The organism is Microbacterium sp. NPDC055521 (assembly GCF_053619695.1).
On the sequence record NZ_JBSHJX010000001.1, the window covers coordinates 17,648 to 30,892 of the forward strand.

The window sequence follows — 13,245 nt, forward strand, 5'->3', positions numbered from 1 at the left end:
CCGGTCGGTCGAGCGGGTTCAGGTGATCAGATCTCGGGTTCGAGGATATCGAGGTGCACCGAGAGCAGGATCCGCGCTCGTCCTCGGCCACGCCGGCTCTGCGCGGCATCCGCGACGACGCTCGCGCGCAGCGTGTCGGCCACCTCCTGGCCGGCGGCGTACGGGAAGCGGACGAGAGCGCGCACGCGGCCGTCGTCGTCGAGCGGCACGGGCCCGAGGACGGCGTCTGAGGGGATGCCGACGCCGCTGAGCGCATCGAGCGCCGCGCCCACCGAGGCGGGACTGCCCTCCAGCTGCGCGAAGCGCGCCGTCGGCGGCATGTGCAGCGGCATCCGTGACTCCAGCTCGGAACGGGCGTAGGCGGCCGCAGACCAGGTCGCGAGAGCGCGGGCGACGGGGCCGTCGACGCCCACGAGATGTACGGGTGCTGTGGGCGCGGCGAGGGCGGCGGCATTCGCCCACCAGCGCAGGCACGACTCGCCGATCCGCAGCTCGGGCGCCTGCAGCATGCGCGCGCCGTCGAGCAGGATCACCGCCCGGTAGCCGCCCTCGGCGACCGGCTCGGCGCCGCGGGTGGCGACGACGAGGGCGGGGCGATCGTCGACGTGCTGCACCGGGTGCGCGCCGTCCGAGACGATCACCCGCACTCCGGGGAAGGCACGGCCCATCTCATCGGCAGTGCGCTCGGTGCCCGACGACGCCAGTCGCACCTGATCCGACGAGCACTCCACGCACCGCCAGGAGTGCGCCGAGCGACCGCACCACCCGCACACCGGCACGGCGCCGCGACGTCGTGCCCCGAGCGGCCCGCCGCACTCCCGGCACCGGGCGGGATGCCGGCACGAGGCGCACACGAGCGTCGGCGCGAACCCGGGCCGGGCGACCTGCACGAGCACGGGGCCGTCTGCCGCCGCGGCGCGTGCCGTGGCGAACGCGCTCGACGGCACCCGCTGGCCCATCGTCCGCTCGAGCTCCTGCGGCGTGCTCAGGCGCACGTTCGGGATGACGCGCCGTGCGGCGGTGATGTCGCGCAGCCAGGAGTGCTGCACGAGGCGCTCCACGTCGGTCGAGCGGGTGTGCGCGACGAGCAGCAGCGCACTGCCCTCCTGCTCCTGCCGGATCAGCGCCGCGTCGCGCGCGTGCACGTACGGTGCGAGCGGCTCGGCGAGCAGCGGGTCGGAGTCGTCCCAGATGGCGACGAGCGACGCCCGCACCGGCGAGTAGACCGCCGAGCGATTGCCGACCACGATGCAGGGCGCGTCGTCGAGCATGCGCAGGAAGGCGCGGTACCGGTCGGGGTTCGCCTGCCTGGCGTCATGGCGTGCGACAGCCGCTGCCGGCACGAGTCGTTCGAGCGCGGTGAGCAGCAGATCCTGGTCGCGGTAGTCGGGCACCACGAGAATGCTCGAGCGGCCCTCCGCCAGCTCCGCGGCGGCAGCGGCGGCCAGCACCGCCGCCCAGCCGGGCTCGGAGCCGATCTGGACCGGGATGGCTTCGACCGCCGCCCGACCCGACTCCGTGATCACCTCGGCGAGTCCCTGGTAGCGGGCGATGATCTCGTGCGCTCGGGTCACGGCATCCGGATCGAGCTCGATCGTCTCGTCGGACGGCGCCCATGCCTTCTCGACCCGCACCTGCCGTTTCGGGATGGCGAGACGCAGCACGTCAGATGCCGACCCCGCGGCGCGGTCCGCCGCGCGCCGCGCGAGACGGTACAGGCGGTCGGGCATCACGACCGTGGGCGACACGACGCTCTCGATCGCGGAGAGAGTGCGGGAAGCATCCGGCTCCACGTCGATCTCGACGATGAATCCGTCGACGACACGGCCGGCGCTGCGCAGCGGCGCCTTGACGCGCACGCCAGGCACGACCTCGCCCAGCTCGTCGGGAAGCGCGTAGTCGAACAGCCTGTCGAGCTGCGGCAGCGGTGAGTCGATCAGCACCCGCGCGATGCGGCGCCCCTTCCCCGGGCTGAGCGCCGCCTGCTCGGGACGAGCCTCGGACACCGGGCCCTCAGAGGCCGGCTGCGCGACGCAGGTCGTCGGCGCGGTCGGTGCGCTCCCAGGTGAAGTCGGGCAGCTCGCGGCCGAAGTGCCCGTAGGCGGCGGTCTGCGCGTAGATCGGACGCAGCAGGTCGAGCTCTTCGATGATGGCCTGCGGGCGCAGGTCGAACACCTGCGAGATGGCTTCGGTGATGGTCTCCTCCGAGACGCGACCAGTGCCGAACGTCTCGACGTACAGCCCGACCGGGCGCGCCACGCCGATGGCGTACGCGACCTGCACCTCGGCGCGGTCTGCGAGCCCCGCCGCGACCACGTTCTTCGCGACCCAGCGCATCGCGTAGGCACCCGAGCGGTCGACCTTCGACGGGTCCTTGCCGCTGAACGCGCCGCCGCCGTGACGGGCGGCTCCGCCGTACGTGTCGATGATGATCTTGCGGCCGGTGAGGCCGGCGTCGCCCTTCGGCCCGCCGGTGACGAAGGGGCCGGCCGGGTTGATGTAATACTTCAGGTCGTCGGCCAGGTCGAGGCCGGTCTGCTGGAGAACCGGGTCGATGACGACGTCACGCACGAGCTGCTTGAGCTCGTCCTGCGCGATGTCGGGGTGATGCTGAGTCGAGAGCACGACCGCGTCGATGGTCTTCGGCGTGAAGCCGTCGTAGCCCAGCGTGACCTGCGTCTTGCCGTCGGGGCGCAGGAACGCCAGCTCGCCCGAGCGGCGCACCTCGGTGAGGCGCTCGGCGATGCGATGCGCCGTCCACGCGGCCATCGGCATGAGCTGCGGGGTCTCGTTGGTCGCGAAGCCGAACATGATGCCCTGGTCACCCGCACCGAGCAGGTCCCGAGGATCGGTGGATCCCCCGTCGCGCTGCTCCTGCGCCTGGTCGACGCCGTTCGCGATGTCGGCCGACTGCTCGCCGACCGAGATGCTGACACCGCACGACGAGCCGTCGAAGCCGGTGTCGCTCGAGGTGTAGCCGATGCCGTTCACGACGTCCCGCACGATGGTCGGGATGTCGACGTAGCCCTCGGTGCGGATCTCACCTGCGACGTGCACCAGCCCGGTCGTGACGAGTGTCTCGACGGCCACGCGCGAGTCCCGATCCACCGTGAGCAGCCCGTCGAGGATGCTGTCGGAGATCTGGTCGCAGATCTTGTCGGGGTGTCCTTCGGTGACGGACTCGGACGTGAACAGGCGCAGCGCGCTCATCGGGGCTCCAAAGCGGGGTCGTGGGGCGGAGCCGGTGACGGCTCGACGCCAGTGTGCATGAAGCCGCCGACATCCCGATGAGGACGTCGGCGGCTCACAGTGCGAAGGCGATCACTCAGCGTGACGGATGCGCAGCTTGTCCTCGTTGATCTCGTGCAGGGCGATCGTGAGGGGCTTGTCCTCGACCGAGGAGTCGACGAGCGGCCCGACGTTGTCGAAGAGGTTGCCCTCGTGCAGGTCGGAGTAGTAGTCGTTGATCTGGCGTGCGCGCTTCGACGCGTAGATCACGAGCTCGTACTTCGAGTTGACGCGCTCGAGAAGGTTGTCGATGGGCGGGTCGATGATGCCGTTGTTGTGTCCGGCCATGGTGGACCTCCTGGTCTGGCGACGGGCGTCGGGAGTGACGAGCTGTCGCGAAATCGATGCGGCACGCGGTCGGGAAGGGCTCAGGGAGCCGAGCGACGCGCAGAGTCTGTGGACAATTCTACGACCTCTTCGGCCGCGGTGGCGACGTCGGCGTTCACGACGAGGTAATCGAACTCGTTCTGCGCGGCCAGTTCGACCCGGGCGGTGCGCAGCCTGCGGGAGCGCTCCTCGGCATCCTCGGTGCCGCGGCCGACGAGGCGCTCCACGAGTTCGTCCCAGCTGGGCGGCAGCAGGAAGACGAGGGATGCCGACGGCTCGGCCGCCCGGACCTGCCTGGCGCCTTGCAGATCGATCTCGAGCAGCACCGTCCGGCCCTCCGCGAGGGCACTGTCGACGGGCCCGCGCGGCGTGCCGTAGCGGTGCCTGTTGTGCACCACCGCGTACTCGAGAAGCTGCTGGTCGGCGATGAGGCGGTCGAATTCGGCGTCGTCGACGAAGTAGTAGTGCAACCCGTCGATCTCGCCCGGGCGCGGCGCGCGAGTGGTCGCCGACACCGACAGGTGGATCTCGGGGTGGGTCTCGCGGATGCGTGCCGCGACCGTGCCCTTGCCGACCGCGGTCGGGCCGGCGAGCACGAGCAGGCGACTGCGGGCGGGGCGCGCGCGGTGCGGCGGGAACCGCTCGTCGAGCCAGTCCCCCAGCGCGGTGCGCTGGCGCACGCCGAGCCCGCCCAGCCGCTTGACCGGCGCGATGTGCAGCTCTTCGAGCACCCGGTCGCGCTTGCCCGCGCCGATCGCGGGAAGAGCCATCAGGAAGTCGGTGACCCGCATGGTGGCGGCGTCGGAGTCCCTGTCCTCGGTCGCCTGCCGCAGCACGGACTGCGGGGTGATGACCCGGGTGCTGAGGTCGCGCTTGAGTGCGGCGCGCGCTCGTCGGCGCTCGAGGGCGCGGCGGGAGGCTGCGACGCGGTCGACGTCAGGGACAGCGGGTCGTTCAGCCACGGAGGACCTCCTGGTATCGCGCATTGCGGGTGCTGATCGTCTCGGCGATCCTGGCTGCTCCGGCAGCCAGGATGCTGCGGCTCTCGCTCGCGAGCACGTTCACCGCCACCGCGCCGAATCGAGCTGCGAGATCCGTCTCGGTAGCCCCCTGGGCTCCGAAGCCTGGTGCGAGGATCGGCGTGCCCTCGAGGATGTCGTCGTCGATGCCGACCTCCGCGCGGTCGACCGTCGCGCCGATGACGACGCCGATCGGGCCGAGCGCCCCCTCGAAGGCCGCGGAACGGTTGACCCAGGTGACATCCCGGGTGACCCGGGCGGCCACAGTCTGCTCGTCGCCGCCGGCCACGTCGACCGTGCGTGCGGTCTGCAGCGCCGTCGCTTCGGGGTTGCTGGTCGCCGCGAGCACGAACACGCCCTTGCCGGCCCGGACCGCGGTGCTGAGCGTGTCGCGCAGCGAGTCCGGTCCGAGGTACGGGCTGATCGTGACGGCATCGGCTTCCAGCGGCGACCCCGCCTCCAGCCAGGCCGCCGCATAGCCGGCCATGGTCGAGCCGATGTCACCGCGCTTGGCGTCGGCGATCACGATCAGGCCGGCATCGCGCGCGGCCGACATGACGTCCTCCAGCGCGGCGAACCCACGCGAGCCGAACCGCTCGAAGAACGCGACCTGCGGCTTCACGACGGCCGCTCGGCCCGCCGCGGCATCCACCACGGCGAGGCCGAACGAGCGCAGACCGTCGGCGTCCTGCGCGAGACCCCACTGGTCGAGCAGAGCCGCGTGCGGGTCGATACCCACGCACAGCGGACCGAAGCGGTCCATCGCCGTGCGCAGGCGCGCGCCGAACGAGTCGGTCATAGGGCGGCCTCGCGGTCGGCGGCGTACTCCTGCAGGCTGCGCACCTCGAAGCCCGACTGCGTCGCGTCCATGCCGGTCACCGCGGCGCCGAGCACGGCCATGGTGGTGAACAGCGCCTTGTCGGCGGCGACCGCCGCAGCACGGATCTCGTACCCGTCGGCGCGCGCGGAACCGCCTGACGGGGTGTTCACGACGATGTCGATCTCCCCGTCATTGATCAGGTCGACGATGTTCCGCTCGCCGCTCTCCCTGGTCTCGCTGTACTTCGCCACGACCTGTGCGTCGATGCCGTTGCGGCCCAGGATCTCGGCCGTGCCCTCGGTCGCGACGAGGGTGAAGCCCAGCTGCTGCAGGCGGTGCGCCGGCAGGATGACCTCGCGCTTGTCGGCGTCGGCGACCGAGATGAACACGGTGCCCGACGTCGGCATGCCGCCGTATGCGGCGGACTGGCTCTTCGCGAAAGCGGTCGGGAAGTCACGGTCGATACCCATCACCTCGCCCGTCGAGCGCATCTCGGGGCCGAGCACCGAGTCGACCACCTTGCCGTCGTGGGTGCGGAAGCGCTTGAACGGCAGCACCGCCTCCTTCACGGCGACGGGGGCGCCCAGCGGCACGCGCGAACCGTCCTGCGCGGGCAGCATGCCCTCGTCGATCAGCTCGGCGATCGTCGCGCCCGCCATGAGGCGGCTCGCGGCCTTCGCCATCGGGATGCCCAGGGCCTTCGACACGAACGGCACCGTGCGGCTCGCACGGGGGTTGGCCTCGATGACGTAGAGCACGCCGGCGCTGATCGCGAACTGCACGTTCAGCAGGCCGCGCACGCCCACACCCTGAGCGATGGCCAGGGTCGCGGTGCGCACCCGGTCGATGTCGGTGCGTCCCAGCGACACCGGCGGGAGGGTGCAGCTCGAGTCGCCGGAGTGGATGCCGGCCTCTTCGAGGTGCTCCATGACGCCGCCGATGTACAGGTCGGTGCCGTCGTACAGCGCGTCGACGTCGAGCTCGATCGCGTCGTCGAGGAATCGGTCGACGAGCAGTGGCTTGCCCTCCTCGATGATGACCTCGCCTGCGGTGCGCACGAAGTAGTCGCGCAGCGACGGGGTGTCATAGACGATCTCCATGCCCCGACCGCCCAGCACGAAGCTGGGACGCACGAGCACCGGGTAGCCGATGTCCTCGGCGATGCGCACCGCGCCCTCGACGTCGATCGCCGTGCCGTTGCGCGGGGCGATGAGGCCGGCATCGTCGAGCAGGCGGGCGAAGAGCTCACGCTCCTCGGCCAGGTCGATTGCGGCGGGGCTGGTGCCGAGCACGGTGTACCCGGCCGCCTCGATGCCCTTCGCGAGTCCCAGCGGCGTCTGGCCGCCGAGCTGGCAGACGACGCCGAGGATGGTGCCGCTGCGCGCCTCCGCGTCGAGCACCTCGAGCACGTCCTCGAGCGTCAGCGGCTCGAAGTACAGGCGGTCGGACGTGTCGTAGTCGGTCGAGACCGTCTCGGGGTTGCAGTTGACCATGACCGTCTCGTACCCGGCATCCGACAGGGCGAACGAGGCGTGCACGCACGAGTAGTCGAACTCCACGCCCTGTCCGATGCGGTTGGGGCCCGAGCCGATGATGACGATCTTGGTGCGCTCGCTCGGCGCGACCTCGGTCTCGAAGTCGTAGCTCGAGTAGTGGTACGGCGTCAGGGCCGGGAACTCGCCGGCGCAGGTGTCGACCGTCTTGAAGACCGGGCGCACGTCCAGACCGTGGCGGATGCGGCGCACCTCGGCCTCGTCGAGATCGCGCAGCTGCGCGATCTGGGCGTCGCTGAAGCCGTGCTCCTTGGCGAGGCGCAGTGTGGCGCGATCGAGCTCCGCCGCGGAGGCGACGCTGTCTGCGACCTCGTTGATCAGCACGATCTGGTCGAGGAACCACGGGTCCATCGCGGTGGCGTCGAAGGCCTGCTCGATCGTCGCGCCCTTGCGCAGCGCCTGCTGCAGCACGACGATGCGGCCGTCGGTCGGGGTCTTCGCGATCTCGAGCAGCTCGTCGACCGAGCGGCTCTCGTCGCCCCAGTGGAAGCTGGAGCCGCGCTTCTCGAGCGAGCGCAGCGCCTTCTGCAGCGCGGTCGTGTAGTTGCGCCCGATGGCCATCGCCTCACCCACCGACTTCATGGTGGTGGTGAGTGTGGCGTCGGCGGCGGGGAACTTCTCGAACGCGAAGCGGGGCACCTTGACCACGACGTAGTCGAGGGTCGGCTCGAAGCTCGCCGGGGTGACGCCGGTGATGTCGTTCGGGATCTCGTCGAGGCGGTAGCCGAGCGCCAGCTTGGCGGCGAGCTTCGCGATCGGGAATCCGGTCGCCTTCGACGCCAGCGCCGACGAGCGCGAGACACGCGGGTTCATCTCGATGACGATGATGCGCCCGTTGCTCGGGTCGACGGCGAACTGGATGTTGCAGCCACCGGTGTCGACGCCGACGGAGCGGATGATGTCGATCGAGATGTCGCGCATCTTCTGGTACTCGCGGTCGGTGAGCGTTAGCGCCGGGGCCACGGTGATCGAGTCGCCCGTGTGCACGCCGACCGGGTCGACGTTCTCGATCGAGCACACGACCACCGTGTTGTCAGAGGTGTCGCGCATGAGTTCGAGCTCGTACTCCTTCCACCCGAGGATCGACTCCTCGAGCAGCACCTCGTTCGTGGGCGAGTCGTGCAGGCCCGCGCCGCCGATGCGGCGAAGATCGGTCTCGTCGTAGGCGAAGCCCGAGCCCAGGCCGCCCATCGTGAACGACGGGCGCACGACGAGCGGGTAGCCGAGCTCTGCCGCGCCGGCGATCAGCTCGTCCATGGTGTGGCAGATGACCGACTTCGCGACGTCTGCGCCCGCCTCGAGGACGAGCTCCTTGAAGATCTGGCGGTCTTCGCCACGACGGATCGCGTCGACCTTCGCGCCGATGAGCTCGACGTCGTACTTCTCGAGAATGCCGCGCTCGTGCAGCGCCATGGCCGCGTTCAGTGCGGTCTGACCGCCGAGGGTCGGCAGGATGGCATCCGGCTTCTCCTTCGCGATGATCGTCTCGATGACCTCGGGGGTGATCGGCTCGATGTACGTCGCGTCGGCGAAGTCGGGATCGGTCATGATCGTCGCCGGGTTCGAGTTGACCAGGATGACGCGCACGCCCTCCTCGCGCAGCACGCGGCACGCCTGGGTTCCCGAGTAGTCGAACTCGCAGGCCTGGCCGATCACGATCGGGCCGGAGCCGATGACCAGGACGGAGTTGATGTCTTCACGCTTCGGCATCAGTTGGCGCCCTTCTTGTTCGCGACGACGAGTTCGCGGAATCTGCTGAACAGGTAGTGGGCGTCGTGCGGACCCGCCGCCGCCTCCGGGTGGTACTGCACCGAGAAGGCCGGGATGTCGAGCGCACGAAGCCCTTCGACGACCTGGTCGTTGAGGCCCACGTGGCTCACCTCGACCTTCCCGTAGCCGTGCGGGCTGTCGAATTCACCCTCGATCGGGGCCTCGACCGCGAAGCCGTGGTTGTGGGCCGTGATCTCGACGCGACCGGTGGCCTTGTCGATGACCGGCTGGTTGATGCCCCGGTGGCCGAAAGTCAGCTTGTAGGTGTCGAGGCCCAGCGCCCGCCCGAACAGCTGGTTGCCGAAGCAGATGCCGAAGTACGGGATGCGTGCGTCGAGCACCTGTCGCAGCACGGCGACCTGCTCGTCGGAGGCCGAGGGGTCGCCCGGGCCGTTCGAGTAGAACACGGCGTCAGGCGAGGTCGACACGATCTCGTCGAAGCTGGCGGACTGCGGCAGCACATGCACGTCGAAGCCCAGCGCGGCGAGGTTGTCGATCGTGGACTGCTTGATGCCCAGGTCGACCACGGCGAGGTTCCCGATGCGCTCGGTGGTCGCGGCGATCACGACGGGCTCGGTGACCGAGACGACGGCCGACAGATGCTGACCGGCCATCTCGGGCGCGGCGGTCACCTGGCGCAGCTGCTCGTCGGCGTGCAGCGCCGCGGCGTCGCCCGAGAAGATCCCGCCGCGCATCGATCCCGTATCGCGGATGCGGCGCGTGACAGCGCGCGTGTCGATGCCGCTGATGCCGATGATCTCCTCGCGCACGAGGGCATCGTCGAGCGACTCCTCGGAGCGCCAGTTCGACACGCGTCGCGCGGGGTCGCGCACGATGTAGCCGGCGACCCAGATGCGCGACGACTCCTGGTCCTCACGGTTCATGCCGGTGTTGCCGATGTGCGGCGCGGTCTGCAGCACGATCTGGCCGGCGTACGACGGGTCGGTCAGCGTCTCCTGGTAGCCGGACATGCCGGTGGCGAAGACGACCTCGCCGAGCGTGGTGCCGCGGGCGCCGTATGCGCGCCCCTCGAAGCGAGTGCCGTCCTCGAGCACGAGCACAGCAGGCTCGGTGGGGTTGGCAGTGGTGGATGTCACGAGTTCTCTCCGTTCTCCGCGCCGGCGCAGAGGCGCTCGAGCTGCGGCACGATCTCTGAGGGCCCACCTGAGATGGGCCGGATGAAGGAATCGACGTGGACGTCGTCGGTCGCGCGCCAGACAAGGCGGATGAGACCGTCGCGCTCCACGACGCGGTCGATGGCGATGGTCGCGCGGTCGGCGGCGAGCAGCCGCGCGGATGACAGGAACACGGTCGGCGCGCCGTCGAGGCTGAGGGCGACGCCCCGATCGGTGAGCACGAGCTCGCCTCGAGCGCGGTAGGTCAGCGGACTGACGGCGAGCCGCTCGAGAGGCTGATCGTGCTCGGTGGTGGCGACGTACAGGATCTCGTACCTGCCGGTCACCTCGGCATGCTCGGGCACGCCGAGTGGCGCGGTCAGCCCGGCGTCGCGGCGGAGTCGTCGCCGCCAGGCGACGGACATCGCCAGTAGGATGAGCGCGGCGACTGCTGCGATGATGAGCACCGCGAGCTCACGGCTCACTTCGTCTCGCTCCGCCCGCCGCCGGGGAGATGCTCGACGAGCGCTCCCCCGTCGACGGTGACGACGCCGCCGTGGATCGTCCACTGCACGCGGCCGGGAAGTTCTCGGCCGAGGTACGGGGAGTTGTGGCTGCGCCCGTGCAGGTCGGCCTCGGTGAACACACCCGGCACGCTCGGGTCGTACAGCGTCACGTGCGCAGGGCGCCCCACCTCGAGCGCACCGAAGCCGTCGAGGCGCCCGATCCGCGCGGGAGCCGCGCTCATCACGCGCGCGACGTCGGCCCAGTCGAGCTGCCCGGTCTGCACCATCGCCTGATGCACCACCCGCAGCGCGCTCTCGAGGCCGACCATGCCGTTCGCGGCGGCCTGCCATTCGCACGCCTTGTTCTCGGCCGGGTGCGGGGCATGGTCGGTCGCGACGATGTCGATCGTCCCGTCGGCGAGCCCCTCGCGCACGGCGTTGACGTCCTCCGCGGTGCGCAGCGGCGGGTTGACCTTGTACCGGGCGTCGTAGTCGCGTGCGAGATCGTCGGTCAGCAGCAGGTGGTGCGGGGTGACCTCGGCAGTGACGTGGATGCCGCGCTTCTTGGCCCACCGGATGATGTCGACCGAGCCGGCGGTCGAGAGGTGGCAGACGTGCAGGCGGGAGCCGACGTGCTCGGCGAGGAGCACGTCGCGGGCGATGATCGACTCCTCGGCGACGGCCGGCCAGCCGGCGAGGCCGAGCTCGGCCGACACGACGCCCTCGTTCATCTGCGCGCCCTCGGTCAGCCGCGGATCCTGCGCATGCTGGGCGATGACGCCGTCGAACGACTTCACGTACTCCAGCGCACGCCGCATGATCAGCGGGTCCCACACGCAGAAGCCGTCGTCGCTGAACACGCGCACGCGGGCGCGGGATCCGGCCATGGCGCCGAGTTCGGCGAGACGCTCGCCCTTCTGTCCGACGGTCACGGCGCCGATCGGCTGCACGGTCGCATATCCCGCCGCCTCGCCGAGCGCGAGCTCCTGCTCGACGACGCCGGCGGTGTCGGCGACGGGCTGGGTGTTCGGCATCGCGAACACCGCCGTGAAGCCGCCGGCCGCCGCGGCCTGCGTGCCGGTCAGCACCGTCTCCGACGCCTCGAACCCGGGCTCACGCAGATGCGTGTGCAGGTCGACGAGACCCGGCAGCGCGATCAGGCCTGCGGCGTCGATGACACGCGCACCCGATCGGCTGAGGCCGGAGCCGATCTCGGCGATGACACCGTTCTCGATCACGATGTCAGCGCTCTCGCGCCCGAGCAGCTGGACGCCTTCGATGACGAGGGTCTGGCTCACTTCACTTCCCCTCTTCGTCGTTGCGCTCGCCTGCAAGCAGCAGGTAGAGCACGGCCATGCGCACCGAGACCCCGTTGGTGACCTGCTCCAGCACGGTGGATCGCGGGGAATCTGCGGCTTCGGATGAGATCTCGAGCCCACGGTTCATCGGCCCCGGGTGCATCACAATGCTATCGTCCGGCAGCGTCGCCGCGCGCACGGCGTCCAGCCCCCACAGCCGGGAATACTCCCGTTCAGTCGGGAAATACGCGGCGTGCATGCGCTCCGCCTGGATACGCAGCATCATGACGGCGTCCGGACCGTCGGCGAGAGCGGCGTCGAGGTCGTAGAGCACCCGCACCGGCCACTGCGACACGTTCTGCGGCACGAGCGTCGGCGGCGTCACCAGTGTGACGTCGGCGCCGAGCAGCGACAGCAGCCACACGTTCGAGCGCGCCACGCGCGAGTGCAGCACGTCGCCGACGATGACGACGCGCAGACCGGACAGGTCGCGGCCTCGACTGTCACCGCCGTGGCGGCGCTTGCGGATCGTGAACGCGTCCAGCAGCGCCTGGGTCGGATGCTCGTGTGTCCCGTCGCCGGCGTTGACCACGCCGGCCGAGATCCAGCCGCTGGTGGCCAGGGTGCGCGGTGCCCCGGATGCCGAGTGGCGCACGACCACGGCATCCGCCCCCATCGCCTCCAGTGTCTGGGCGGTGTCCTTCAGACTCTCGCCCTTCGAGAGGCTCGAGCCCTTCGCGGCGAAGTTGATCACATCGGCGGAGAGCCGCTTCGCGGCCGCCTCGAACGAGATGCGGGTGCGGGTGGAGTCTTCGAAGAAGAGGTTGACGACGGTCTTGCCGAGCAGCGTCGGGAGCTTCTTCACCTCGCGCGACTGGGTGTCGGCCATGTCCTCGGCGACGTCGAGGATGCGCAGCGCCTGCGCGCGATCGAGGGTGCGGATGTCGAGCAGGTGCCTCATGATTCGATCGTCACCTCGTCGGCTCCGTCGAGTTCGCGCAGGCGGAGATTGACGCGCTCCGCGCGAGACGACGGAATGTTCTTGCCGACGAAGTCGGGTCGGATGGGCAGCTCGCGGTGGCCGCGATCGACGAGGATGGCCAGGCGGACCGCCGACGGGCGGCCGATCGACTGCAGAGCGTCGAGCGCTGCGCGGATGCTGCGGCCGGAGAACAGCACGTCGTCGACGAGTACCACGGTCTTGCCGTCGATGCCGCCGGCGGGGATCTCGGTGCGCTTCGGCGCACGTGTCGGGTGCTTCGCCAGATCATCGCGGAACAGCGTGATGTCGAGCGATCCGACGGGGATGTCGGTCTCGGCGATGCCGGAGATGACCGAGCCGAGTCGATCGGCGAGCGTCACTCCCCTGGTCGGGATGCCGAGGAGCACGAGCCCGTCGGCTCCTCGATTGGACTCGAGGATCTCATGGGCGATGCGCGTCAGAGCGCGCGCGATATCGGCTTCGTGCAGCACAGTGCGTGCAGACAACGGCCGCTCCCTTCTCCGCCTCACGGGACGGTGTTAAAGGTTCGGTGATGCCTTCAGTCTA

Annotated in this window: 11 protein-coding genes; all 11 read right to left on the minus strand. The window is 70.2% G+C overall.

Translation table 11 applies throughout. The features are described from left to right. Positions 1-26 precede the first annotated feature (26 nt). Positions 27-2,006: a primosomal protein N' family DNA-binding protein gene (locus tag ACWGSM_RS00085; protein WP_452320978.1), complete on the minus strand. Its 1,980-nt coding sequence runs from the start codon at positions 2,004-2,006 to the stop codon at positions 27-29. A gap of 7 nt (positions 2,007-2,013) precedes the next feature. Further along, positions 2,014-3,210 carry a methionine adenosyltransferase gene (gene metK, locus ACWGSM_RS00090; RefSeq protein ID WP_452320979.1) on the minus strand — a complete coding sequence of 399 codons (1,197 nt, stop codon included), beginning with the start codon at positions 3,208-3,210 and terminating at the stop codon, positions 2,014-2,016. A 111-nt stretch (positions 3,211-3,321) separates the two neighbouring features. After that, positions 3,322-3,576: a DNA-directed RNA polymerase subunit omega gene (gene rpoZ, locus ACWGSM_RS00095; protein ID WP_452320980.1), complete on the minus strand. Its 255-nt coding sequence runs from the start codon at positions 3,574-3,576 to the stop codon at positions 3,322-3,324. A gap of 80 nt (positions 3,577-3,656) precedes the next feature. Next, the gene (gene gmk / locus ACWGSM_RS00100) at positions 3,657-4,601 is read right to left on the minus strand and encodes a guanylate kinase (RefSeq protein WP_452320981.1); all 945 of its coding nucleotides are present in this window, start codon (positions 4,599-4,601) and stop codon (positions 3,657-3,659) included. After that, positions 4,570-5,433: an orotidine-5'-phosphate decarboxylase gene (gene pyrF, locus ACWGSM_RS00105; protein ID WP_452320982.1), complete on the minus strand. Its 864-nt coding sequence runs from the start codon at positions 5,431-5,433 to the stop codon at positions 4,570-4,572. The genes gmk and pyrF overlap by 32 nt, the downstream gene beginning before the upstream one ends. After that, positions 5,430-8,717 (minus strand): carbamoyl-phosphate synthase large subunit, encoded by a 3,288-nt coding sequence (gene carB / locus ACWGSM_RS00110; protein WP_452320983.1) that lies wholly within the window; start codon positions 8,715-8,717, stop codon positions 5,430-5,432. Before carB ends, pyrF begins: the two co-directional genes overlap by 4 nt. Next, on the minus strand, positions 8,717-9,874 hold the full coding sequence (gene carA / locus ACWGSM_RS00115) for a glutamine-hydrolyzing carbamoyl-phosphate synthase small subunit (RefSeq protein WP_452320984.1): 1,158 nt from the start codon (positions 9,872-9,874) through the stop codon (positions 8,717-8,719). The genes carB and carA overlap by 1 nt, the downstream gene beginning before the upstream one ends. Next, complete coding sequence (locus ACWGSM_RS00120) at positions 9,871-10,377, minus strand: PH-like domain-containing protein (RefSeq protein ID WP_452320985.1); 507 nt, start codon at positions 10,375-10,377, stop codon at positions 9,871-9,873. The genes carA and ACWGSM_RS00120 overlap by 4 nt, the downstream gene beginning before the upstream one ends. Then, complete coding sequence (locus ACWGSM_RS00125) at positions 10,374-11,678, minus strand: dihydroorotase (protein ID WP_452321260.1); 1,305 nt, start codon at positions 11,676-11,678, stop codon at positions 10,374-10,376. The genes ACWGSM_RS00120 and ACWGSM_RS00125 overlap by 4 nt, the downstream gene beginning before the upstream one ends. Before the next feature lie 19 nt (positions 11,679-11,697). After that, complete coding sequence (locus ACWGSM_RS00130; protein WP_313356431.1) at positions 11,698-12,657, minus strand: aspartate carbamoyltransferase catalytic subunit; 960 nt, start codon at positions 12,655-12,657, stop codon at positions 11,698-11,700. Then, positions 12,654-13,184: a bifunctional pyr operon transcriptional regulator/uracil phosphoribosyltransferase PyrR gene (pyrR, locus tag ACWGSM_RS00135; protein ID WP_452320986.1), complete on the minus strand. Its 531-nt coding sequence runs from the start codon at positions 13,182-13,184 to the stop codon at positions 12,654-12,656. Before pyrR ends, ACWGSM_RS00130 begins: the two co-directional genes overlap by 4 nt. Positions 13,185-13,245 lie beyond the last annotated feature (61 nt).

Bases quoted from the DNA above. Each gene is read 5' to 3' on its own strand.
- gmk (WP_452320981.1), bottom strand. From the start codon at position 4,601: ATGCGCGATACCAGGAGGTCCTCCGTGGCTGAACGACCCGCTGTCCCT.
- metK (WP_452320979.1), bottom strand. From the start codon at position 3,210: ATGAGCGCGCTGCGCCTGTTCACGTCCGAGTCCGTCACCGAAGGACAC.
- ACWGSM_RS00130 (WP_313356431.1), bottom strand. From the start codon at position 12,657: ATGAGGCACCTGCTCGACATCCGCACCCTCGATCGCGCGCAGGCGCTG.
- pyrF (WP_452320982.1), bottom strand. From the start codon at position 5,433: ATGACCGACTCGTTCGGCGCGCGCCTGCGCACGGCGATGGACCGCTTC.
- carB (WP_452320983.1), bottom strand. From the start codon at position 8,717: ATGCCGAAGCGTGAAGACATCAACTCCGTCCTGGTCATCGGCTCCGGC.
- rpoZ (WP_452320980.1), bottom strand. From the start codon at position 3,576: ATGGCCGGACACAACAACGGCATCATCGACCCGCCCATCGACAACCTT.